The 25,157-nt window shown below is 62.3% G+C and carries 17 protein-coding genes; 2 read left to right on the forward strand and 15 right to left on the reverse strand.

The features are described from left to right. Positions 1–87: 87 nt before the first annotated feature. A complete protein-coding gene (locus PXH66_RS12885; RefSeq protein ID WP_330928578.1) occupies positions 88–2,514 on the reverse strand; it encodes a hypothetical protein in 2,427 nt (808 codons plus the stop codon). A gap of 138 nt (positions 2,515–2,652) precedes the next feature. Here PXH66_RS12885 and PXH66_RS12890 point away from each other — a divergent pair, with 138 nt between their 5' ends. Further along, positions 2,653–6,282, forward strand: coding sequence for a CRTAC1 family protein (locus PXH66_RS12890; protein WP_330928579.1), 3,630 nt, complete (start codon positions 2,653–2,655; stop codon positions 6,280–6,282). A 204-nt stretch (positions 6,283–6,486) separates the two neighbouring features. Here the strand turns inward: PXH66_RS12890 and PXH66_RS12895 are convergent, their stop codons facing one another. The 7 genes from PXH66_RS12895 to PXH66_RS12925 all read right to left on the reverse strand — a co-directional run bounded on the left by PXH66_RS12895 (position 6,487) and on the right by PXH66_RS12925 (position 17,023). Next, positions 6,487–10,065, reverse strand: coding sequence for a TonB-dependent receptor plug domain-containing protein (locus PXH66_RS12895; protein WP_330928580.1), 3,579 nt, complete (start codon positions 10,063–10,065; stop codon positions 6,487–6,489). Positions 10,066–10,624: 559 nt separating this feature from the next. Next, positions 10,625–11,239, reverse strand: a complete 615-nt coding sequence (locus PXH66_RS12900) for a crossover junction endodeoxyribonuclease RuvC (RefSeq protein ID WP_330932029.1) — start codon at positions 11,237–11,239, stop codon at positions 10,625–10,627. A 23-nt stretch (positions 11,240–11,262) separates the two neighbouring features. After that, positions 11,263–11,994: a sulfite exporter TauE/SafE family protein gene (locus tag PXH66_RS12905; RefSeq protein ID WP_330928582.1), complete on the reverse strand. Its 732-nt coding sequence runs from the start codon at positions 11,992–11,994 to the stop codon at positions 11,263–11,265. A 185-nt stretch (positions 11,995–12,179) separates the two neighbouring features. Then, positions 12,180–13,544, reverse strand: a complete 1,365-nt coding sequence (locus tag PXH66_RS12910; protein ID WP_330932030.1) for an amidohydrolase family protein — start codon at positions 13,542–13,544, stop codon at positions 12,180–12,182. A gap of 70 nt (positions 13,545–13,614) precedes the next feature. Then, entirely contained in the window at positions 13,615–14,703 is a 1,089-nt protein-coding gene (gene recF, locus PXH66_RS12915) for a DNA replication/repair protein RecF (RefSeq protein ID WP_330928584.1), read from the reverse strand. Beyond that, positions 14,703–15,848, reverse strand: coding sequence for a cysteine desulfurase family protein (locus PXH66_RS12920; RefSeq protein ID WP_330928585.1), 1,146 nt, complete (start codon positions 15,846–15,848; stop codon positions 14,703–14,705). Before PXH66_RS12920 ends, recF begins: the two co-directional genes overlap by 1 nt. Positions 15,849–15,973: 125 nt before the next feature. Further along, on the reverse strand, positions 15,974–17,023 hold the full coding sequence (locus PXH66_RS12925; RefSeq protein ID WP_330928586.1) for a purine nucleoside permease: 1,050 nt from the start codon (positions 17,021–17,023) through the stop codon (positions 15,974–15,976). Between the two features lie 82 nt (positions 17,024–17,105). Here PXH66_RS12925 and PXH66_RS12930 point away from each other — a divergent pair, with 82 nt between their 5' ends. Further along, positions 17,106–17,624 (forward strand): peptidylprolyl isomerase, encoded by a 519-nt coding sequence (locus PXH66_RS12930; RefSeq protein WP_330928587.1) that lies wholly within the window; start codon positions 17,106–17,108, stop codon positions 17,622–17,624. A 70-nt stretch (positions 17,625–17,694) separates the two neighbouring features. On the opposite strand, the gene PXH66_RS12935 is transcribed toward PXH66_RS12930, so the two are convergent. The 7 genes from PXH66_RS12935 to PXH66_RS12965 form a co-directional block, all read right to left on the reverse strand. Continuing rightward, positions 17,695–19,281, reverse strand: a complete 1,587-nt coding sequence (locus PXH66_RS12935; protein ID WP_330928588.1) for a hypothetical protein — start codon at positions 19,279–19,281, stop codon at positions 17,695–17,697. Between the two features lie 108 nt (positions 19,282–19,389). Continuing rightward, positions 19,390–20,517, reverse strand: a complete 1,128-nt coding sequence (locus tag PXH66_RS12940) for a TlpA family protein disulfide reductase (RefSeq protein ID WP_330928589.1) — start codon at positions 20,515–20,517, stop codon at positions 19,390–19,392. A gap of 70 nt (positions 20,518–20,587) precedes the next feature. Then, positions 20,588–21,139 (reverse strand): PAS domain-containing protein, encoded by a 552-nt coding sequence (locus PXH66_RS12945; RefSeq protein WP_330928590.1) that lies wholly within the window; start codon positions 21,137–21,139, stop codon positions 20,588–20,590. 35 nt (positions 21,140–21,174) lie between these two features. Further along, a complete protein-coding gene (gene ald / locus PXH66_RS12950) occupies positions 21,175–22,263 on the reverse strand; it encodes an alanine dehydrogenase (RefSeq protein ID WP_330932031.1) in 1,089 nt (362 codons plus the stop codon). 49 nt (positions 22,264–22,312) lie between these two features. Then, a complete protein-coding gene (locus PXH66_RS12955; RefSeq protein ID WP_330928592.1) occupies positions 22,313–23,944 on the reverse strand; it encodes a serine hydrolase in 1,632 nt (543 codons plus the stop codon). 19 nt (positions 23,945–23,963) lie between these two features. Beyond that, entirely contained in the window at positions 23,964–24,593 is a 630-nt protein-coding gene (locus PXH66_RS12960; RefSeq protein WP_330928593.1) for a hypothetical protein, read from the reverse strand. Beyond that, a complete protein-coding gene (locus PXH66_RS12965) occupies positions 24,583–25,113 on the reverse strand; it encodes an RNA polymerase sigma factor (RefSeq protein WP_330928594.1) in 531 nt (176 codons plus the stop codon). Before PXH66_RS12965 ends, PXH66_RS12960 begins: the two co-directional genes overlap by 11 nt. Positions 25,114–25,157: the final 44 nt, after the last annotated feature.

A 25,157-nucleotide genomic window follows, 5' to 3' on the forward strand; every position in this document is an offset into this window, starting at 1 on the left:
GAGGGGTTCAACAGCGGACAAAACAGGTGGGCGCGACTGCTCGACGAACTAAGCAATTCGCGTTTAAAGAGACCACGGGAAAAGTGCTCATTCGGCATCACGCAAAGCCACCGGTAGCAGTTCAACCGCCAAGCCTCGCAAGGCGTCGTCTTCCATGGTCAACCCCAGCGCGTCGTTGAGGGCCAGATAGTAAAAAAGTCCATGGTTCGATAGCGCGCGCAGCCGCTTCTCATTCACCCGATCCAAGCACCAACGCGCTTGTTTCTCGGCCAGATCCATCCGGTTTCCCCGCGCGAGCAATACCGCCAGGCTCACGCGCCGATCCCACGACAGACTGCGATCCGCCCCGCCTTGCAAACGGTCCACCACGCGCTGAAAAATCTCCGCAAACGCCTCCGCTTTACCGAGCGCCGCCTCCAGCTCAGCCAACGCCACCAAGGCACTGAAATCCGCCGGATACTTCAGGAGCAACTGGCGCGAAAGGTCAGCGTTCTCCAACTGTCCCATCTCGATAAAATATGCAGTCAAGCGACTGGCTGCCGCCGGTTCCGTCTGCTCATCGACCAGTTCCAACACCCGCACGTGATAACCCTCCAATCCCGGGATTTTGGGTGCAACATAAGCCACCGGCTTCAGCCAGGTGGGCAGGATCCATCGATCCAACGTGGGATAAAACATGTCTCCCACCTGCACCGACGCGTCGGCCAAATATTGGCTGAAAAACGGATCCCACGATGGCAACACCAAGTGAGTCACGCCGCGACTTTCCAACAAGGCCAAACTCTCGTGACGGGAAGTCGAGATCACGATTCGGATCGCCGCGAGCAAGCCTTCCGTATTCTCCCATGAATTCGAAGCCACGCCCTGCAATCCGCCATAGTAGGAGAGCGCTGTCGTGAGCACCGGTGGAGCCAGCACGATCGCTTTGCCATCCGTTTGGGTGGCCATCCAGTGCGCGAGATCTCGCTCCAACACGCTCTCCGCTTCGGTCAAATTGAGCGTCACTTCGTCCGCCGCCGGGACCGTCGTTGCCGTCTGCACCGCGCCAACCAACAACACAATGCCTCCGGCCGTCGCCGCGATTCCCCGCCGGGCCCGCGGTAGTCGCTTTTCACTCACCATGGCCCAGAGCACAGCCATGCCGAACAACGAAACTCCATCGACCAACATCCACCACCGCAGCTGCGGCCACGCCAAGCCGACCAACGGCACCAGCACCCCCGCGAGCAACGCCAGCTGCGAAACGTGTTCGATCGAGCCCCGCCGTCGCCCCACGATCCAGCCGACCGGAATCCACACCACCAGCGGCACCAGGGTCGCCATGGTCGCGAACGTCATTCCCTCGGCCTGTAACCACGCGCCCAAACTCGGGGCAAACACCCCCGTGGGCTCTTTGGTCAGCCGAAAGGCCAGTGACTCGGTCGCCAAAAATCCGGGATTTTCCGCCAGCCACATGGTCACCGGAACCGCCAAACTGGCACTCAGTCCCAACGCACTCAGTCCGACGCCGCCAAACCCCTGCGGTCGTTCACCGCGCTGAATCCACCTCGTCAATCGTGCCAGCACTTCGCCGGCCCCGATCCAGCTCAAGCCATAGAGCGGATGCACCGCGCGCAGCTCCCACGTGTCGAGCTGATCCGGGAAATACTCCACCATACTCCCGAGCAAAACCATCGCCCCCCCACCCAGCGCCCACCCGCGCCACGGCAGCAGAACCGGTCGCGCCGCGTATGCTCCACGCCGACTCCATGCCACCAGTAACGCTCCCAGCCCGATACCAAGACACACCGGCACTTGGTCCGCCGGCCGTATCCACAGCGCGATCCCTCCCCCTACTCCCGCCACCGCGAACCAGCGCATCGCCGCTGTCGGGCTTCGCGAATCCGCCCGCGCCACCCCGGCCCCGAGAGCGCAGACACTCAGCAGCGCAAAAATGGCAAACAACCCATGATCGTCCGGCACGCCGGGAGGATACGCCGCCGCCAGCGGAAACATCGTCGCTCCGCCCAGCGCCATCCATACCGCCGCACCCCCGCCCCATACCCGCGCCACCAACCCCACCGCCATCACCAGAAAAATGCCCCCCAACCAGGGATCGGCGATCAACGCCGCCCGCTCCACCGCCAGACCCTCCGGCATTCCCGAGAGGCTGTGCTCACCGTGAGCCACGATTTCCAACCACCATCGATACGGGGCGGCGACATGCGTCTCCCGACCAAACGGGGCATTCTCATCGGGCACGGCGCGCAGCCGCCAGCGTCCGTCGGCCATCGCTCGCTGCGTTTGCGCGATCCACTCGAAACTTCGGCCCGAAACATCCGACACCACCCGGTCCCGCACCGCCCCCCGATAACCGGTCGGCGAAGTGCCATCAATCACCGCTTCACCTCGCGTCTGCGCCGCCACCGCATCGAGCCGGTCCACCCGTCGATCGGCGGCCCAGAACCCAAAAATCAACGCTGCGACCAAGGCAGGAATCCAGACAAAATCAGATGGGGAACGCGGGGTAATCATGCGGGGCCGGAGTGGCTGTCGTCAGACGCCAACACCGCTGAAATCACACCCGCAAAATGCCTCCATGCAAAGCCTCGAAATCACGAACATCGGGTTCCCTTGACTCAGCCCGAATCGACCTTCGACTGAAGCGCATCCATGCTGGTGCCCGCCCGTTCCCCCAACCTCGTCCACACCGTGCCCCCCACCCCGCGTTTCCCTGCTTTTGTGCGGCTGATCTGGCTCTCAATTGCCGTGGCCAATCTCGCCGTGCACGCGGCGGATAACGTGACGTATCACCCTCTGTCACCACGTTCTCAACCGGGGGGCGAAACGTTGTTCACGACGTTGTCGCCCGACGCCACCGGCGTTCACACGACCAACGACTACACCGACCCGCGCATGTGGGGCGATCGCTACCACGAATTCGAAATTGGAGCCATTGGCACGGGGGTGACCATTGGCGACTACGATGGCGATGGTCGGCCCGATATTTTTGTCGTAAGTAAAACCGAAAGCAGTCGCCTGTTTCGCAATTTGGGTAACTTCAAATTTGAGGATGTAACCAATGCCGCGGGCGTGGCCGGCACCGGCGCCGACGCGATCGTCTGGAAGCAGGGTGCCAGCTTCGCCGACATCAACAACGACGGCTGGCTCGACTTGTATGTCTGCCGGTTGGGCGCGCCCAATCTTCTCTACGTCAACCAAGGCAACGGCACCTTTCGCGAGGCCGCCGCCGCCCACGGTTTGGCCATCGTCGACGGCTCCTCCATGGCGGCGTTTGCCGACTACGATCGCGACGGCTGGTTGGACCTGTATCTGCATACCAATCTGCTCGACAATCAGACGCATCCCGCCGGTCAACCCGACTACCTGCTGCATAACAACGGCGACGGGTCCTTCACGGATGTATCCGTCGCCGCCGGTATCAGCCGAGCCGATACTCAAGCCAACTCCGCCACGTGGTGGGATTTCGACGAGGACGGCTGGCCCGACCTCTACGTCGCCAACGACTTTGCGGTGCCCGATTTCTTCTATCGCAACAACGGCGACGGCACCTTCACCAACATCATCGATACCGCCGTGCCGCACCTGCCCTACTCTTCCATGGGCGGTGACATCGGCGACATCGACGGCGACGGTCGGCTCGATTTCATCGTCGCCGACATGGCCGCGTCGACCCACTCCAAGGATCAACGCACCATGGCGGAGACCCGCAGCCGCACCGATGATCCTCCCGCCGGTGATCGCGCGCCGCCCAACTACCTGCACAATGCCGTCTACCTCAACACCGGCACGCCTCGCTTTTTCGAAGCTGCCTTTCTCACCGGCCTCGCCGCAACGGACTGGACGTGGGCCGTGCGTTTCGAGGACTTGGACAACGACGGCCGCGTCGACGTGTTCGTCACCAACGGCATGCACCGCGAGATTCACAACACGGATCTGCTCCAGCGCATGATGACTTCCGAACGCGCCAACGAACGTGTGCGCATCGCCAAGTCCAGCCCCGTGCTCGAAGAGGCCAACCTTGCCTATCGCAATCGCGGTGACCTGCGATTTGAGCGGACCGAACAACCCTGGGGTCTCGATCAGCGGGGCGTGAGTTTCGGCGCCGCCTTCGGTGATCTCGACGGCGATGGCGATCTGGATCTGGTTTACACCAATTACCTCGCCGGCGCTTCCGTGCTGCGCAACGACAGCACGACCGGGCATCGCTTGCTGCTCAATCTGCGCGGACGGGACTCCAACCATTTCGGCGTCGGGGCGCGCGTGCGACTCACGACGGCTTCCGGCGTGCAGGTGCGTGAACTCGTGCTGGCCCGCGGCTCGATGTCCGCCAGCGAACCGGTCGTGCACTTCGGCCTCGGGACCGATGAACGCATCGAGAAACTGGAAGTGTTCTGGCCCAGCGGACGCCACCAGATTTTGCACGATGTCGCCGTGGACCAACGCCTCACCATTACCGAGCCCACCGGCTCCGCCACCGTCGATCCCACCGCTCCGCCCTCACCGCAATTCGTCGAAGTCGGCGCCGCGCATAATCTGCGGTGGACCGCGCGCGAACCCATCGTCGACGAGATTGCCCAACAACGTTTGTTGCCCACGCGGTTCAATCGACTCGGTCCCGGTCTCGCCGTGGCCGACCTCACCGGCGACGGGCGCGACGACGTTTTCATCGGCGGCACCTCGCTCGATCCCGCACGCATTTTGATCGGCGCGGCCGACCAGCCTTTCATCGCCTTGGAGGGACTCGATACCGGCAAGGGCTTCGGTGTGAACGACGGTCCACTGCTCGTCTTCGATGCCAACGGCGACGGGCGCAACGATTTGCTCGTCACCAAAGGTGGCAGCAGCCAGCCCGCCGGCGCGCCGGAGTATCAGCCCGTGTTGTTGCACAACGTGGGTAGTGGCTTGAAACCGGCTCCGGCGGATACGTTGCCAAGTCTGCCCATCAGTGTGGGCGCCGTGGCGGCGGCCGACTTCGATCGCAATGGCCTGCTCGATCTCTTCGTCGGCGCCCGAGTGCTGCCCGGTTACTATCCGGCCACGCCGCGGAGTGCGTTACTGCAAAATCACCACGGTCGATTCATTGATGTGACCGATCAAGTTGCGCCGGCGCTGCGCGAAGTGGGACTCGTCACGTCTGCCTTGTGGAGCGACGTCGACGCCGACGGCTGGAGCGACTTGCTCGTCACCGTGGAATGGGGGCACGTGAAGTATTTCCACAACGATGCCGGGCAAGGCTTCACCGACCGGACTGCTCCATCCGGTTTCGCGGCGGCCGGCACGGGCTGGTGGAATTCCATCTCCACCGCCGACTTCAATGGCGACGGCCGCCTCGACTATCTGGTGGGTAATGCCGGACTGAATACGCGCTACCACGCCAGTCCCGACGAGCCGGCCGTGCTCTATTTCGGCGCGTTCGGCGGCGACGGCCCGGAGCTGGTGATCGAGGGTTACTACGAGAACGGAAAGCTATACCCCCGCCGGAGTCGGCGGGAACTCGGTGCCGCCATCCCGGAGATACGCCGCAAGTATCGCCGCAATGACTACTACGCCAACGCGACGCTCGATGTCATTGTGGGGGCCGAGGCGTTGCAGGACGCCGAAAAATTCGTCGCCACCGAGCTCCGCAGCGGCGTGTTGCTCAGCAATGCGGCGGGCACCTACACCTTTCACCCGTTGCCACGATTGGCCCAGATCGCCCCGGTGTTTGGTCAGGCCGTGGCGGACTTTAACGGCGACGGCCACACCGATGTTGCGGTCGTCACCAACAGCTTTGCGCCCGACCCGATCATGAGTCGCTTTGACGGCGGACTCGGCTGGATTTTGTCCGGCGATGGTGCGGGTAATTTCAGTCCGGCCGATCCGGCGACGAGCGGGTTCGTGGTGCCGCGCGACGCCAAGGCCCTGGCCCCGATCGATTTTAACGCCGACGGTTGGCCCGACCTGATTGCCACGCGCAACAACGATGCCTCGCTGGCATTCCGGAATCAGGGCGTGGAAGGTGGGAATGTCTTGCGCGTTCGGCTCGCCGGGGGTCCGGGCAATCCCGATGGCGTCGGGGCGGTGATACAACTCACTCTCGCCGACGGTTCGATTCAAATGGCGGAGGTTTCCGCCGGGTCGGGCTACCGCAGTCAATCGACCGGCGGCGTTTACTTTGGGTATCCGTCCGACAATCCTGCGCGATCAATCGAGGTGCGCTGGCCGGACGGAACATCGAGCACGCATCAACCCACCGCAGGGCAAGCGAGCATGACTCTGCCGTTTCCGAGTCGGCCGTGAACCGCAGCAATCGTCAGCGAACGCCCGACCCGAGAATACCCTGACTGGTAGGGGCGTCGCATGCGACGACCGCGCTTCATCCTGAACCTCCCGATCTCATGCCGTGAATCGCGTCATTGGTAAGCGCACTTTTACCTCGAAAAAAAAAGCCCGGCGGAGTGATCCGCCGGGCTGAGGAAGTTGATCTAAAACCTTGGGGCGGGATTAGAACTCAAACGTGTTGCTGAGATTCCAACTCATGCCCTCCGTTATTCGAGAGAAGCCCGTCGTGCCGTCGGGGTTTATGCTGACCGGCTCCAGTCCCTTACTTTCACCGACGTTGCGCATGTTGAGTTGAATGCGCCAATCGACCTTCTCGGACAGCGGTCTCGAGTAGCCGACCCAAACATCCAAGTGACCGGTGGATCCCCCTTTGAAAGGGGCATCGATGTTCAGCGTGCCGGAAGCGGCGTCGTATTGGTAACCCAGGATACGACCTTGCTCCCAACGGTAGCTGCCCCCGATCCAGGCTCCCTTCAAAAAGCCCTCATCGAATTTGTAATTCGTGACGGTGTTGAAGCGCCAAGGGGCGATTTCCGGCGAGTTCTGCCCTTCCTGCGACTTGAAGGTCGAGTAAGGATTCAGGATGTTGTTCTGCCATTGCACACGGAATGCGTTGGCTTCACCACCACCCCAGAGGCGGATGTCACCGGCCGGGCCGGCGAGGAACTGGGTGAAGTCGTCGATGAATCCGGCAATGGTCGGCGACAACGTGTTGATCGTCGCGAACGTCTTGGACGCATTGACCGCGACATTCCAGTTGCGCGTGGGTTGAGCAAGGAGCTCGAACTCATAGCCCTTGGAGAGGGTGTCGACCGAGAACACCGGAGCGGTGCCGAAGGTGGCGAGCACGCCGCCGGAGACGGGTTGGTTGTCGAACTTCTGGTCCCAGATGGGATCGGCCACGCCCCAGTTTCCGGATTGGATACCGGCGACATTGATCAGCGCGACTTCGTTGCCGTAGGCGTTGAAGAAGTTCTGATCGAGGGGAATGCCGCGCCAGGCTTCAATGCCGTTGATGAGCAATTGCGCGCTGGGGTGCTGCGACCACGCGGGATTGATGTCTCCGTTGGGCAGACGGAATTCCGGTCCGTCAGCATCATCCGCCGCGACGTAGTCCCACGCCCAGGCGTTGTTGTCGTTCTGACCAGCCACGCCGAAGGCGGCGTTGGCGGTGAACGCGGTGCCCCAGGCCGGCACGGCCCAGAGGAAGTAGGAGTTTTGGCCGAGCGGGTTGCTGCCCGACAGCGTGGCGTTGGCCACTTCGGTCTCATACTTGGTCACCTTCAGCGAGAGCTTGTCGTTGGCGCTCGACACCGAGAATCCGTATTCCTTGGTCTTGCCCAGGGGGTTCGGGATCGCGTTGCCGAAGATGTCACCGCGAGGAGCACCGGCCCGGAAGTTCTCCCCCTTGAAGTAGTGGAACGCGAACTTCGCGCCGATGCCTTCGGTCCACTTGGCCGGAACTTTGAGCACGGCACCGTAGCTGCTGGTCTCACCGTCCGTGTGGAGGGTCTCCGGATTGAGATCGAAGTCGGTGTTCACGATGCCGAGGGCATCGGGGACCGCCGCACCCGCCGTGTTGGCGATGCGATCCTTGCGCCAGCCAAAGGTCGGCACGAGGATGTCGTCGAACATGTGACCCTGCCAGGTGAAGGCCTGGGAGTGCAGGATGTATTCGGCGCGCTGAGCATTGTAAGTCAGCGCGTCCTTGTCGCCGCGATCGGCGCTGAGGAACGGCACGTTCATGGTCGTCCAACCACCGTAGTTGGCGGGGTTTTCGGACTGCGTGGATTCAACCAGCGTATTGTCGCCACCGATGAGATTGCGATTTTGCTGCTGGTAGAAGTAAGGCGCGGCCGGGTCGACGTAGTTCGGATCGCCGGGGGTCGTGGAACGCGCCCAGTTGTTGTCAAACACGGTCACCAAACCGCTGGTGGGAGCCTTCACCTCGTAGTTGACGGGGGAAAGGTTCGCGCCCGAAGCGGAGGAGCGGCCCTGGAGGCTCGGTCCCAGATAGGCTATGTAGTTGTAGGAACGGAAGTGCGACGTGAGGCTGTTGTTCTCACCCGTGAACTGTGTGTAGGACGGATCGGCGGCGGACGTCGCCCAATCGGTGCGGCGGGTCGTTTGCTGGTCGCGACCGGCCAGACCGGTGATGGTGTGGTTACCCAGGATCTTCGCGAGACGGGACTCGTCGTCGAAGAAGTCCGACGCGCGCAACTCGCCGTAAGCCGTGAGGCGGCTGGAGTCGCGATTGCTCTCGAAGTAGTGGTTGGCCTGTTCGTCGGAGTTGGCGACGTAGGGGCGGCCCACGTTCGGGTTCTGGGTGCCGTCGTAGAACACCGCGATCATGTCGATCGCGATCTTGTAGGTGTCGGAGTTGCCGATGAACACGCGCTGCTCATCGGAATAGCGTTGATAGTCCTGCGAATACTCAAAGCCCACGCGATCATTGAAGAAGGTCTGCGAGAACGAGAAGTTGGCTGCAGTCCAATCGGAGTGCTCATACTTGTTATCGCCGTCGATCAGGTCGTCGTAGAAGTTGAAGATCGTCGGATCGGTGAGCGAACGGTCGGCGTAGTAGGACCCGCCGGGCATGCCCGAAACGAGCGCGTAGCTGGAGTAGGACGCGATGCCGACGGCACGGGCATTGGGGAGACCGGCAATGCTGCCATCGATCGCTCCGTCGGTGCCGATACCGTTGCGCACACTGCCACCCGGTTGGCGCAGGGCCGTGGGGCTGGAATCGCCGGTGTTGCCGTAGTAACCGACCACATCGAGCCAGAACTGACGACCGATGGCACCGTTGTTGGTCCAAGCCGCCGGGTAGTCACCCTGGGCATCGCTGAAAGGTGCGGCCCCGGGATTCACCTGACGTTGATCGTAGATGAACTGGTTCAGTCCCGGGTTTCCATAGGCATCCGTGCCGGTGAGGAACCAAGGTGTGATCGCGTCAACCGGGGGAAGCGTGCGAGGACGATTCGCACGAATCCGTCCGGTCTCGTAGTTGGCCCGGATCAGGGTGCGCGCGTCGTCACCGAACAGCTCGGGCTCCCAACGCACGGCCCCGAACAGGCGTTCGTCTTTGTTGAACGCTTGTTCCTGCATGTATTTGGTCTCATCGCTGAGCGCGGACACGCGGACGGCCAACTGATCGGGGATCAACACGTAGTTGAAGTCGCCCGAGAAACGCAGCGATCCGTAGGAATCGATCTCGTTCCCGATGGACGCTTTGTTGATGTAGGTCGCGGTGTTGACCGACGTGTTGATGATACCGGCGGGGCTGCCGACACCGAAGAGAATCGAATTGGGGCCGCGTTGCATGTCGACGCGGTCGACATTGTAGCTGTCCCACGGAATCTCGGTGAGGAAGTAATCACGCGTGTTGTCGGCCGAATCCAAACCACGCACGCGTGTGTTCTGATGCGGACGAAGCAGGTTGCTGTCTTCGTTGTATTGCAGACCGCCGCCCGCACCGGAGAAGTTACCACGTAAGCCACCCACTTCCGTGTTGGTGGTGTATTGCAGCAGGGATTGGGTGTCGGTGGCTCCGATATCTTGGAGGAACTCCTTCGTGATAACCGAGATGGAGGACGCCACGTCCTGCAAATCAGTGCGCACACGCGTCCCGGCCAAGGTGGAGTTCGCGCGGTAGCCATCGGACTCGTTGGCTGATTCGATGATGAATGGGGAGAGCACGATCGTCTCCTCATCCAAGTCGGTGGTGGTGGAGTCCTCCACCGACTGAGCACCGGTATACGGTGTGATAGCTAAACATAGGACAGACGCGCCAATCACAGCGCGCCGCCTCACAGTAGGGCTTTTCATTGCTAATTTAGGGGGTGTTAGGGGCAATGGGACCGGTTTGAGAGTCCCACAGAGTCGGCTTTTCCAGCGAGGAAACGCCAACGCGCCGCCATATTAGGCTAAATAACCTTAGCTATAAATGAGATCATTTGCTCAGGTTATGCACCTCTTTCCATGCCTCCGGGTCAACGGTGACCGGCGGTGTTTCGCATGCTCGATGCAGTCTTACTGCATATGGTTTTTCTTAATCTATATCAGTGGCTTACGATTTTTATCCCCCAATAAAAGCGACGGTAAACGGTCCTCTATTCCTTCGAATTCCGTCCGTTCACGACGCCAATATTTGGTAAAATGAGGTATTCACCTCCGCCCAACCATAGAACTGATTGAGAAATAAATACTCTCCACTCTACCACAGCCATCGCCCCACCCCCGCCGTTCGCGGCCTAGGTTGGGAGACCGTCAGTTCGTCCCCCTGAAATGAGCGACGTGGTCAGGCCCGCCACGTGAAAGCGTGGCAGAGTGCCACGCCCGCCGCATCGGCTTCATCGGAGGCCAATTGCCGCCCGTGACCCAGCATCGCCATGACCGTGCGCGCCATCTGCTCTTTGCTCGCCCGCCCCGCCCCCACCACGGCCTGCTTCACCCGCAGGGGCGCGTATTCAAAAACGGGCAATTTGTGCACCGCGACGGCGGCAATGGCCGCGCCTCGCGCCGCGCCCAGGATCTGCGCGGTCTGAAAATTTTGCACATAGATCGTCTGCTCGAAAGCGACATGGGTGATGTCGAAATCCCGCGTGTAAGCGGTGAGCGCGTGATGAATCGTGGCCAGGGCTTCTGCCAACGGTTTTTTGGCGTGCACCTTCACCGTTTCACAACGGAGCAGGACCGGTTGGCGTGACGGCTTGAACTCGATCAACGCCAATCCCGTCCCCCGCAGCGACGGATCCACGCCCAGGATCTGTCCGTCAAACGGCACGCGTTGCATGGTCGGGAGCGCCAGGTTCATCGCCGCGCTTGAGCGGCGCGACGCCATTGCCCCACTCGGTGGCACGGTTTCACCGGCCAACTTTGCCTTCCACATATCTCGCACTGAAGCACGCGCCATGATCGGAGCCTTTCGCGAAATTTCTAAAACAACAACTTCAACCCGGCGATCGCACTCATCCCCAACGCCAGGTTCTCGAACAACCGCTGATCGATCTTTGTCAGCAATTTGCGGCCAATCAACGCGCCGATAAACACCGCCGGAGCCAAGACCAGATTACCCGTGAAACTCCCGCCGTTGATCAGTCCCAGATTCATCATGAACGGCACTTTGAAGAGATTGATCAGAAAAAAGAACACCGCGCCCGTGCCCATGAACTCCATCTTGGGCAGACGCATCGCCAACAGATAGATTGCCATCAAGGGCCCGGCCGCGTTCGCGATGAGCGTGGTAAACCCCGCCAACACGCCGATCGTCGCCGCAAAGGCGTAACCAAGTTTTTCTTCCTGACCGGATTTACGCCGCCGCCACAGGTGAATGCCGATCATCACTATCACGATAAGTCCGATCAACAAACTCGCCTGTCGGTCATCAATGCGACCCATCGCAATCCAGCCCAGCACCACGCCACCGGCAGCCCACGGAAACAGCCGCAAGAGGTGCCGCCACTGCGTGTGGGCCCGATAGGATTTCACCGCCACCAGATCGCCGCAGATCAGCAACGGCAGCACGAACCCACTGGCTTCCCGCGCCGGGATAATGTTGGCAAAAATCGTCACCGATACCATGCCCAGACCACCGATCGCGGTCTTGGAAACGCCGATGAACATCGCCGCCGCCACAACCAGCACCCATTGCCAAAAATCAAGGTTCATGAGTGGTAGGTGAACAAGGGACCACGGACTTGAGCTGGCTCCGGCTCCGTCGGCAGGTAGGAGCGGGCTTGCGCGCGATCACCCGTGCCTCTCCGCACCGACTCATCGCGCGTAAACGCGCTCCTACGCATGGGGTTTGAAACAAATGGCATGGTCGATCGGAGTTGGATTAATCAATTACCCCGCTACTTCACGCGACGACCATGCTTCACCACGATGTCGACGCGTTGCAGGAGATCGATGTAGCGCATCACATCGCCTTTGACCGCGATGATGTCGGCGTATTTCCCGGGCGACACCGTGCCATAGTCCGCATCGACCTTCATCGATACCGCCGGCCAATACGTCGCCGCCCGGATCGCCGTCATGGGATCGATGCCGAGGCGGTTGACCCACGCGTCGAGTTCCCGCCAGGTCGATTGATTGTGAAACTTCATCGGGATGCCGGAATCCGTGCCAATCAACGGCATCACCCCTGCCTCCATCAGCTGCGCGATTTTCGTCGCCGACGTTTTCGAACGCACCGGCGTGATCTGATAATACGGCAACCACCCCGGCCGCGCCAGCGACGCCCGAATGTCCGCCGCAATATCGGCCGGAATCTCCACCTCCCACGCCGGATCCTCAATGTGTAGTTGGTTGGTGATGTTGTCCTCGTAGTTGAGAAATCCCTCCACCGTCGGGCACCAGAAAAGCAGCCCTCGGGACATGTCAGCCGTGCGCTCTTTCAAAGCGGTCAGCACGTCCTCCGGATACCCCGGCGCGGTCGAGAGCCCGGTGTGCTCGAAGCGATCGACGCCGTATTTCAACCCGCGTCGAATTTCCTCCGGCCGGTGGGCATGTGCAATCACGGGCAGGCCTCGCCTATGAGCCTCGTCGATGACGGCTTCGACTTCCGCCGCCGTCATCTGATCCTGATCAATGAGCTTGATAACATTCACGCCCGCGTCCGCCAGTTGCCCCACCTTGGCCCGGGCATCGGCCGCACCCGACACCCCCCAGCGGTAGTGTTCCCGCCCCTTCGGAGCCGCATGTTGAATAAAAGGACCGGACACATACAGCGTCGGTCCCGGGATTTTGCCGGCCGCGATGTTGTCGCGCACCGCAATGCTGTCTGCCAAGGGCGCGCCCAAATCCATCGCACTCGTCACGCCCGCCTGCAGCAGTTGCCGAGCCGCCGCCGGCATGATTTCCGACGCGAAGCGCGGCTGATAAGTGCCGTGCCAATGCGCATAATCCGCGTGACCGAGCAAGGCCGTGTGCACATGGCAGTCCCAGAGGCCCGGCAACAGCGACATGCCCCGCGTATCGATGATTTCGGCTCCCGCCGGCACCACCAACGAGTCGACCGTGCCCACGGCACTGATACGCTCCCCTTCGATCAGAATGACACTGTGCGGCACGGGTGCCCCGCCCCAGCCATCAATCAATTGCCCCCCCACCAACGCGGTGACTTTGGCCGCGGCCGACCCCACCCCAGCCATAAACAACGCCCCGAGCACCAAGCGCCTCCACCGCGCCCCGAACGATCCCCAACGGAATGCTTGCATCAACATGACGCCACCGTGGTGAGTTCAACCGTGCCGGGAAACTCTAAAACCGGTGCGGCTTCGGTTTGGGTTAACCAGCCTTCGCTTCAACCGGAACGAACTCGCCGTGATCCACCGCAAAGACCTGCCAGTCGCCGAGCTCGGCATCCGGTGCCGTGGTGCCCGTCGCCAGCACCTGGGCGTCCCGCGGCAGGGCCGCCCAAAAACGCTGCCGCCGCGCCGGATCCAATTCACCCAACACGTCGTCCGCCAACAACGTGGGCTGCACCCCTGACCGACGATGAAACCAGGTGGCTTGCGCGAGCCGTAGCGACAGCACCAACGCCCGTTGCTGCCCTTCCGACGCAAAGGTCTTCGCCTGACGAGCGTGCAGCATGAAATCAAAATCATCCCGGTGCGGTCCGCTGCTCGTCGAACGCATCGCCAGGTCACGATTTCGCATCGCCGCAAATCGCGCGGCCAGTGAAGCCGCGTCTTCGTGGTCTCCATCCGGCGCATACGCGAACCCGGCCGGTTCCGCATGATCAGCGATGTGCGCGTAGGCCGACGTCAACAGTTCCGCCAGCTCTGCCAATGCCGCACGGCGCGCACGAATCAACCCCACTCCGTGATCGGCCATCACTTGTTCAAACGCGGCCAATTGCGCCGCGCCCCCGCCGCGTTTAAGCAGGGCATTCCGCTCCGCCAAGGCCCGGTGGTAAGCCTGCAACGCCACGAAATACGCCTTGTCCGTCGCGGAGAGCGTGAGGTCCAGCCACCGCCGACGTCCGCCCGGACTCCCCCGCACCAGCTGTTGATCCTGGGAAGAAAACACCACGGTCGGAAACCGCCCGATCACATCGGCCAAGCGCGTGACTTTGGTCGACTCCAACCACGCCTCCTTCACCCCCGCCCGCAGTTTAATCGTGAGTTCGGTATCGCCCTCCTGCTCGTGCTCCATCGAAAACGCCAGCGCCGCTTCCGGCTGCCCATGACAGATGAGGTGCTTGGCATCGGCCGAGCGAAACGATCGCAACGCCGTCACGAACCCGGCCGCCTCGAGCAAATTGGTTTTCCCCTGCCCGTTCGGACCCACAAAAAACTGCAATCGACCGCTCAGCTCCAAACGCGTGGCGGGGATGTTGCGAAAATGCTGCAACGCGATGGCGCGGATCTGCATCAGATCGAAATCACGGCCGAAGCCGGCTTGGTCGACGGAGCCACCACCACCAAGGCATCGGCCAACTCCTGCCATTCCTGCGGCGTGGTTTCCCAACCCGCGCTGATGCGAATCACCCGCCGCGCTTCCTCTCCAGTCACGCGCATCGCCGCCAACACATGCGAAGGCGCATCCTTGCCACTCGCGCACGCCGAGCCGGTCGACACCTGCAACTGGCACTTGTCGAGGCGCGCCACCCAGCGGTGGTTTTCCCCGTGGGGCATCACCAGTGCGATGGTGTTCCATAACCGCTCGGCCGCTGCCCCCACCACCCGGGTGTCCGGCAGTCGGCGCTGGATCTCACGCTCAAAGGCCTCGCGGGTGCGCAGCCGGTCACTCTCGTGCAACACTTTTGACTGCTCCGCTTCGAGTAGCGCCGCCACCATCGCGGCAATGCCGGGAAAATCCTCCGTGCCGCCGCGCTGACCGGATTCCTGACCGCCACCGCGACGCAGGCTGAAGCCGTTGTCTCCCGCCGGTCGCAGCAGAAAACCCACTCCCTTGGGGCCGCCAAACTTATGCGCCGCGCCGAAAACCCAGTCCGCCGCCGCGAGACCACCGGCGGGCAATTTGCCCAACCACTGCGAAGCGTCGCACACAAACGTCGCCCCGGCGTGCCGACACAGCTCGGCGATTTCCTCCCACGGTTGCAGCACGCCCGTTTCGTTGTTCGCCGCCATGACGACGACCGCTTTGACGCCTTCGCCCAAAGCCGCCTCGACCGCGCTCATTTCGATGCGGCCGCTCGTCTCCACCGGCAATCGCACGACCTGCTCCGACTCAAAATACGATCCCACCGCTCCCAACACGCACGGATGCTCCGTGCTGTTGACCGCGATTTTCGCGTCCGCCGGCAGCTGCTCGGACAGATGCTGCATGATTCCATGCGCCGCCTCGGTCGCGCCCCCGGTAAAAACAACGCGGTCGGCTCTGCAATCCATCACCAAACCGATCTTCTCCCGCGCCGCCTGCAGACGAAGGCCCACGCGGGCCCCGGCGCGATGCGGTGATGAGGCATTTTGCCAGGCGTCCGTCTGCGCGCCCAGCCACGCCTCGCGGGCAGCGGCGGTCAGCGGAGTCGTGGCGTTGTAATCAAAATAAGGCACAGGCCTCAAACGTGCGAAGCGGAAGAGCGCGAGCAAGCCCGCAGCCCATATCACCTCGCATCACCGCACCGCCCCCGGAGGCCGCGAGCTCGCTCGCGCTACCTCTCCCGCCACTCGCAGCACCACTACGGCTGCGGCAACTCGTGCTGATACGTGGCCCAACCTTCGATCAAGGCGTGCACCACGCGACTGCCCACCCGGTGAGCGGCGTCGAGTGACGGAATATACGCCGAGTAACCGGGACCGAGCTTTTCGCCACTCAAACTCTCCGCGGCGTCGCCCCCGGGCCATTGCATCGAAAAATTACTCGCCGTGCGCAGCACGAGCATGCGTTGCACATCGACTTTGCCCGCTCGATCCAGCCACAGCAGAGAACCGTAGGTGCCCGTGTCTTCCATCGCGCTGGTGACGAACTCACCTTCGCCGTCCGAGTAATACTTCACCCACTCGTTGGCCCACTGGTTCATCTTTTCCCCGTGCCAATAAGTCATCGCCGCGAGTTGGTCGCCTTTGAGCACGAACGGCGGACGCTGCGCCACCGGATACCCCACATACAGCGCGCGGCGCTTTTGCATGGCCGCGGAATCCGCCAGTTCCGTGTCCTTGGTGAGTTGATACGCCCACTCCACCAGCGACGGCACGAGGCGAAACGCTTCGCCCTCGCTGCGATCGACCGGCTGCTGATACGGATGCGCCTTGCGCAACGGAATGTAGCCCGTCGTCCAGCCTTCCGGCGCTTCGCGGATGTCGATCTCATGCGCGAGATCGCCGTCAACGAGCCACTCGGCCCACGCCGCCGACCCCAACGACATGTCATTCGGGTCGACTCCGGAGATGCCCGCCACCACCCAATAGGCTTCGGTCAGGTCAAAGCGCGGGTCCAACCCCACCGCCATGATCGTGGCGGCACTCTTGGCCGTGCCAACTCCCGTCACCACGCCGAGGATTTCGCCATTCGGCGTGCCGCGCAGGTCACGGTAACCTTGGGGAAAGGCATACGTTTCGGTCAGCCCCTCGCGCTCGACCCAGTATTGAAACTCGCCCGGGCGATCCCCGGTGTCGGCCCCCGCCTCGAACATCGCCACCACCACCACTTTGACCTTGATCGGCTCCGCCGCCGTCACGCCCGTTACTCCCAACCCCAGTATCAATCCGATTAATTTGAACAAACGCATGGTCCGACCGAAGCAGGGCACATGCCCGCGTCAAAGGAGTTCTTGACCGCGCCTTCCCCGCTTCGTGATCCTGCTCCCCTTTATGAGCACTGAAAACTCCGCCAACGAAGTCGCCGTTATCTCCACCAGCTACGGCGACATGACCCTCTCCTTCTGGTCCGACGTGGCCCCGAAGACCGTCGAAAACTTCAAAAAACTCGCCAACGACGGTTTCTATGACGGCACCGCCTTCCACCGTATCATCAAGGGCTTCATGGTCCAGGGTGGCTGCCCCAACACCAAGGCCGGCGCTTCCGGCATGCCCGGCACCGGCGACCCCGGCTACAAGGTGAAGGCCGAGTTCAACAAGAAACCCCACGTGCGTGGCGTCATCTCCATGGCCCGCGCCGCCCACCCGGACAGCGCTGGTTGCCAGTTCTTCATCTGCCACGGTGACGCCGCGTTCCTCAACGGCCAATACACCGCCTTCGGTGAGCTGACCGCCGGTGACAGCGTGCTCGAACAGATCGCCACCGTGCCGACCAAGAGCGGCGGCGGCGGCGAAAAGAGCACCCCGATCGATCGCGTCGAGGTGAAGAGCATCAAGATCGTCGCCGCCTGAGCGGAGACTTGATCGCCGGTTCTGCCGACATCAATTCGCCCCGGCCTCGCGCCGGGGCTTTTTTGTGCCCCTACGGGTCCGCCCCCACGACCTCGCGCAACTGGACCAATCGTTCCGCCCCCACCCAATCCGCGTCCCGGGGCAATTTCGTCAGCAAACTGCGCGCGATCGCCGTATCGCCAATGCGCCAGCGAATGACCGCCACCGCCAGCAAGGTCTCCTCGGGCCGCCGCATCGCCCCGAGCGCGTCCTGCACGCGGTTGACATTCGCATTTTCGATGTCGATCGCCAGCGCCTCCGTCCACGCCAGACCCGCCCACGCTCGTTCATCCCCCGGATCAAGCGCGATCGCCCGCTCAAACAACCCGCGGGTGGCCTCCGCTTTGACGGCTTCCATCCGGCCCGCCCTGTCCAACGCGGAACCATACGGCTGCAACGCCAATTCCCCCAGGGCGGTGAAAAAGTAACTGCGCATGGTTTGGCCGGCGATGGCTCGCGCGGCATAGTCACGCAGCGCCGATTCGTCTCCGCGCTGCCCTGCATCGACCGCGAGGATTTCACTGGCGCGCCGCTCTTGGGCGGACGTCTCGGCTGCCGTCCGAAGCTCGGCGCGAGCAACCGGATCCCCGCGACTCGCCAAGGCCAGTCCGGCCAGTTCCACCGCCATGGCGGCGACATTGGCGGGTTCAAACCGAGGATCAAACTCGGCCCAGATCGCGGGCACCGGACCGCCCAGATCGGTCCAACTGCCCGACTCGTAATACCGTTCCAGCGTGCGCCGGAGTTTTTTATCCGACATCCCCAACGTGCGTTCCAAGCGGTCGTGCTGTTGCGCATCGTCGCCCGCTGCAGACATCGCATAGCGCAACAGCGGTGCGCCATACTGCCCGCGTTCCGCCCCGAAAAGACAGTAGTGCGCGAGCAACCAGGATTGCAGGTAAAAGTAGTTGCCGTCGCTCGCCGCATGCAGATCCGCCGCCGCGCGATTGCCATCCCGGATCACACGGTCAAATTTCGCCAAACGTCGCAAACGCGTGAAGCTGCCGTGCATCGTGCGATATTCCTCCACAAAGGTGCGGTGGATGTAACCCTCCGGCACTTGCACCCCTTGCACCGGCAGCGAGTCGGCATGGAAACGCTTAAACGCATACCGGCCATTCTGGACCTGGAACCCGCCCAACGCCGTCGCCATGCCTTCGGCCAACCATGGCGGCGGAGCGAACCCCGCTTCATCAATCAGCGCATGCGCGTAATGATGAAAAAGCAGCGCCTGAAAAAGGTCATCATCAACATTGGCGTGCAGCGCCAGCACCACCCGGTCCGGATTGACCACCCCGTGTCCCGGACGCGGCACCGTGGCTTCGTCCGCGAGACGTTTGTAGGGGCCGTAATCCTCGTCCCGCGCAAACAAGAACACCGTGGTCGGTCGCAGGCGATGCGCCGGCAGATGCAAACGCGCAATCACCGCGTGTCGAAAGGTTTCGAGCATCTGCAGCGTCTCGCGACTTTTCGCGTCACTGACTTGAGAATAGAGCTCGAAGTTATGCGAACGCGCCGTGCGCCAGTCCGCTTGCGCCACCGGAAGGAATAGCGAGGAGACGACGAGCGCGATCAGCGGCAATCCGAATCCGCGGCCCGGGGTTGGGGGGTGGCTCATGGGGCAAATCACAACCTTTCCCGGATCTACTCACAACCGACGAGCCCCCCTCTCGGCACTCTCACGTTAGGGTATGCGGCGGACCCGCGGCCGACGCGCCACCGCGATTTACTTCATGGCTAACAGCTGCGGCACCAGTGCCTCCAACTTTCCGCGCGCGTCATTGTGCACCAACCGTCCCGTGCGATCGAAAATCCAAACCGTGGGAATCGAGGAAATGCCAAACTTCACGCTCAATTCCGTTCGCCAGCCGTTCCCGTCGAAATAGTGCGGCCAGGTCATACCCGACTTGGTGGCAAACGCCTCCATTTTCTGTCGGCTCTGATCGAGCGAAACGCCCACGACTTCGAGCCCTTGCTCCCGATACTGGCGATATAACGCCGCCAACTCCGGCGCCTCAACCCGACAGGGCGGGCACCACGACGCCCAAAAATCCACGATGACCACCTTGCCGCGCAATTTGGCCAGATCCACCTCCCGGCCATCGGCCGCCGTAAACGCCAACTCCGCCGGCCGATGCCGGAAACTCAACACCGCCAACGCTTCCTCGGCTTGGCCGGCGGTTTTCCGATCCAGACGAGATCCGATTTTTTTGGCGTCTCGGTAAAACTGCTCGGCCTCCGACTCCTCGAACGAACACAGCAGATTTCCCGCCGTGAGCGCGACCGCGGCCGAACGCGCATCGCGTTTGTGACGTTCCACAAATTCACGCATGACCCCGGTCAGCTCCCGGACCTTGCCCCGGGTAAAACCGTCGCGGGCACCTTCGCGGTAGCGGTGCCGAATCCAAGTCAGCTCGATCTGGGCATGAGCGTCGTCGGACAACTTCGGCAGCGCCCGCACCGCCTCGACCTCCTCCAGCCACGCCACCTCGTCAAAGCTGTGCCCCAAGCCTTCGGCCACCAACGGCACCGCGGTTGCCCTCATGGCGCGGGCCTCCGGCACGTTTTTATCGTCGGGATAGTCGCGAATGAACGCTTCCAACTTCATCTTCAGCAACGCGAGCTGACCGATCTGCGGGTCGACCTCGTTCGTGCGCGGGCGTCCCACACTCATCAACCCCAGCGGCGAATCATCGGCTGTGCTCGGGCGCTTTTGATCGGTCGACTCGGCAAATTTTTTCAACGCGTGCCACTCGCTGCCCGCACTGGCTCCCAAGGGCCCGGCCGCCAAAGTGGTCAGCAGCACGATCAGTCCGAATCCGACGAATCGATGGGGTAGTATCGAAGCACTCATGGGCGCAACTCCTAGGGTGTCGTGCCCACCGTTGGCAATCGTTGGCTATCAGTCGCGCCCGAAAACGCGACTACGCCGTCAACTCGCGGGCCTGCCTCATCGCCGCGACGACGGATTGGTCCAACGCCTGCAACTGGGTGGGTTCGATCGATCCGGAAAAGGTGCGGGTCACGATGGCCGAGACCTGGGCGCGCACCGCCGCATCTGTCGTGACCGCGCCGACCGGCACGCGTTTGACGATGCCGACCAAGCCGATGATTTCGCCGACGGTCGTCCGCGCCACCGATTTGAACGCGACGTCGAGCACCGGTTGCCCGCCTTCGTTTCGGGCCGGGTGCACGCTCACCACGGGCCGTTCGGATTCCAGCAGCCGCGTATCGTGGGCAAAAAACAGCTCGGCTTCGGTGGCCGGAAACAAATCGAAATCAGTTTTGCCCCGGGCCGCGTCCCGCTCGATCCCGAGAAACGCGAGGTGCGCCGCATTGTTATAAACGAACGCTCCATCGAGGTCTTTTACGAAGATCATGTCGTCCACCACGTCGAGCATTTGTCCGAATAACCCGGTAAGATTGCCGACAATCCCGGCCGCTAAATCATGCTCGAAGGCGACGAATTCTTGCATCGGTGGGGGCGGTGGCGGCGGTGAACGGATCGTTCTTATTTATAACCCAACGCCTTGGCCACCTGCGCGTTGACGACTTTGCCGTCGCGGGTGTTTACGCCTTGAGTCAACCCGACATGCCCGGCCAATCCCGCCTCGATGCCGGACGTGACGAGGTGGACCAAAAACGGCTCCGTGGCCTGCGTGAGCGCCAGGGTCGAGGTGCGGCCCACCAGCGCCGGCATGTTCGGCACGGCGTAGTGCACCACGCCGTGTTTCACGTAGGTCGGCTTCAGGTGCGAGGTCGGCACAATCGTTTCGATGCAACCGCCTTGATCGATGGCAATGTCGACGATCACGCTGCCCGGTCGCATGGTTTTGACCATGTCCTTGTCGACCACCGTTGGCGCCTTGGCGTTGGGCACCAGCACCGCACCGATCAACAGGTCGGCATCGGCCACCGCCATTTCAATGTTACCCGGGTTGGCCATCAAGGTGACGATGTTGCCGCGGTATTCCTCATCGAGCATTTCCAGTTTCCGCGAATCGAGATCGAGCACCGTGGTGCGTGCCCCCATGCCCATCGCCATGCGACAGGCATGCGCCCCGGAATTGCCCGCACCGATGATTGCCACCCGGCCCGGCATGGTGCCCGGCACCCCGCCCAGCAGCACGCCCGACCCGCCGTTCTGAGTTTGCAAAAAATAGGCGCCGGTCTGAATCGAAAGCCGTCCCGCGATATGCGACATCGGCTTGAGCAACGGCAGGATACCCGACGGCGCTTCGACCGACTCGTAAGCGATGCCCAACACCTTGTGCTTCACCAACGCCTTGGTGAGATCCCGGCAGGCCGCCAGGTGGAGATAGGTGAACAGGGTCAGTCCGAGCCGGAAATACCCAAACTCCGATTCCTGCGGCTCCTTCACTTTGACGACCAACTCCGCTTCGTTCCACGCCTCGGCAGCGGTGGCCACGAGTCTCGCGCCCGCATCGCGAAAAGCCGTGTCGCGAAATCCGGACCGCTCACCCGCTCCTTTCTCAACCAGCACCTCCGCGCCGAGCTTCACGCACCGGCGGCAAAGATTGGGGGTCATCGCGACCCGCGTTTCACCATTTTTGATTTCCTTGGGGACACCGATTATCATGCCCTCCACCATGCCGACTTTCGGTCCCGCCACAAGCGCAGCCGCAGGGCTATTCCACTTTGGGCGCCGGCACGTTTTGACCGTTTTGGTGGAGCACCAATCCCGTCACCACGCCATCATCATCGCGTTCGAACGAGAGCTGAGCATCGACCACTTCGTAATAGAACTCGTCCTTCGCCGAGGCATAGACCGGAAGCGCCGGTTGCCCGGTAAGCTGCACATAGACTTGCTGATCGTCCCGGAAAACCTGCACCACCACCGATGGAGCGAGCTGATACTTCCCCACCAACGGCTTCAGCGACTCCACCGGCAATTGCACGCCCTTGGCGGGCGCCTTCAGACTACCCGCGGCATGGCGCGGTGCCGGCAGGTCTCGACCGCCTTGATGTAACACCAGTCCGGTCACCGTTCCGTCTTCCCCTCGCTCGAAATCAATCACGGCGGGCACACCATCCAGGGTGAAGCTATCGACGCCGGTCGCGCGCAGACCGATTTTCGGTTGTCCGGTGCCCTGCACCTGCAGCGTTCCGTCAGTGGCCGAAATCGCCAAAACAAACTGCGGCATGATGGGATAATCGCCGACGTAGTCCGCCACCGACACCTTCCCCGTGGCCACGGGATCCGAAGCCTCGAACAACCCCTGTAACCAACCCAGACCGATGCCGTCGACCTCCTGATCTCGGGCCGCGAGAATGACGATTCCACGACCACGCGCCGGCTGCACACCCAAGAAACTGCGATAGCCCCCGGTGCCTCCGTCGTGCCAATAGACGGGTTCCCCGTCGACCTCCCGGACAAACCATCCATAGCCCATGTGATCCGGTCCGCCTGTTTCAGCGTGCACCGCCAAGGTATCCCGCAACGCCGGACCAAGGCCGGCCCCCGCCGGATCCAACACGGCTCGAATCAAGCGAGTCATTTCCGCCGTCGTGCTCACCCAGGCACCCGCTGGGGCGTAGGCATCGAACCGCCAGCGCGAGGCGCGCCCCGCCGAATTATGTCCAGGCGCCAGATTCGACGTATCAACATCCTGGTTACCCGATATCCACGTCTGCTCCATGCCAAGCGGTGCGAGCACCTGTTCGCGCATGGCATCGGCGTAAGACTGATTCCACGCCGCCGCAGTCGCCTGCCCCAATATCGCCGCCCCGAAATTGGAATAGGCCCAATCCGTTGGCCCGGTCGACAACATCGCCACTTCCGTCGTAAACGAACGCTGCAAGTCGTCCAGCGTCAGAAAGAAATACGGATCGCGCAAACCCGTGTCCGGAAAGTCGGCTGGCAAACGAGGCAGACCCGACGTGTGCGTGGCCAGTTGCGCATAGGTCACGGACGACGATGCAAAGCCACCCGCCACCGGGTCATCCCATTCGAAGCGCCCTTGCTCCACCGCCTGCGCCGCCAACAGCGCGGTGAACACTTTGCTGATGGAGCCGATTTCGAAAAACGTGTTTGGGCCCGGCCGCCGAGCTTCGTCGTCCTCCGCCCACTTGCCTGCGGCCACGAACGCCACCCGATCGGCGTCGACGACGGCGGCAACGATCGCCCCCGGTTGTTCGCCCGCCCACGTTTCCAGTTGCGCTTGGAGGGGCATTGTTTCCGCGGCCCGAGTGGATGGCAACAGGGTCAAAGCAACGGCAAAACCGATCGCTCCCATAGGTAATGCTTTGGGTAGATTCATGATAATTGCAGAGGGACTATTAGGCTTCGCCGGACAATTCCCGGCGGCGGTTTTCAAGTTCGGCGAGGCGCGGCTGCAAATCCTTGCGAACCGCTTTCTGATTCAGCTTCCACACCCAGAAATTGAACCCACCGGCAACGCCCACCACGAGTGCGCCCATGATGACCTTGACGATGAGCGGAGTGTAGGCCGGGCCATACAGGAAATACTGCAAGGTGATCATGACCGTGCTCGTCCCCAGCGGGAGCAAATACCACCACAGCACATTGCGCAGCAGCCAGATTTGGTGACGCACCTCGTCGGCCGCGCGATCGATTTCCGTGAGCACCGTCTCGCCCCGCGGGGTCGCCCGACGGTGCATGATGAGCCGGTCGATCGCGAAATACGCGGCCACGCCCAGCGGAATGATTGCCGCCACCCAGAGCGGCCAGGCCGGGGCTCCTTCCGCCTCGGCGGCGAGCGCCATGCGTCCGAAAATGAAGGTCACCAGAAAACACGCCGCAACTTCGCGAACATCGCGCCAAAAGATCCGGTGGGAAAACTTGCGGCTGTCGGCGCGCACATGGCGGACCACAGCGTCGTCGATGAGGGGCAACGGTTCGCGGGCGGCGGATTGCTGCCAGGCGGATTGCATTTCTTCAAAGTTCATCTCTTACCTCCTGGAGTCCTTGGGACAATTTCTGGCGGGCCCGCGTCAGCGTGACGCCCACATGGTTTTCCGTCAGGCCGGTGATCTCGGCGATTTCGCGGTAGCTCAGTCCATCCAACGCGAGCACCACGACGGAGCGCTCTCCCGGCGGGAGTCGGCGGATGGCGCGCATGAGGGTCGCCATGAGATCGTCGTGTTCCTGCGCCGCGGCGGGACTCGCCTCCTGACTCGACGCGGCTTCAACCGGTTCGGGGCGGGCGACCACCCGCGCTTCCCGACGTTGCTCGGTGCGACACCAGGTCAGGGCGGTATTGAGACACACGCGATAGATCCACGTGGAAGGCTTGGCTTGCTCGCGAAAGCGGCCGACCGAACGCCAGAGCTGCACCAGCATCTCCTGTTTCAAATCGTCCTCGTCGGCCGACTCCGGCGCGTAGACGCGACTCAGCTTTTGCGGAATCGCGCCATGCTCCCGGAGCCAGGCGGCAAATCGTTTTTCGGGCGGATCGGCGGAAATCATCGGTTCAACCCATTGGTGGCCGCCCGCGCCGGTTTCCTTACAAG

It is taken from the genome of Synoicihabitans lomoniglobus (genome assembly GCF_029023725.1).
Lineage (GTDB): Bacteria > Verrucomicrobiota > Verrucomicrobiia > Opitutales > Opitutaceae > Actomonas > Actomonas lomonigloba.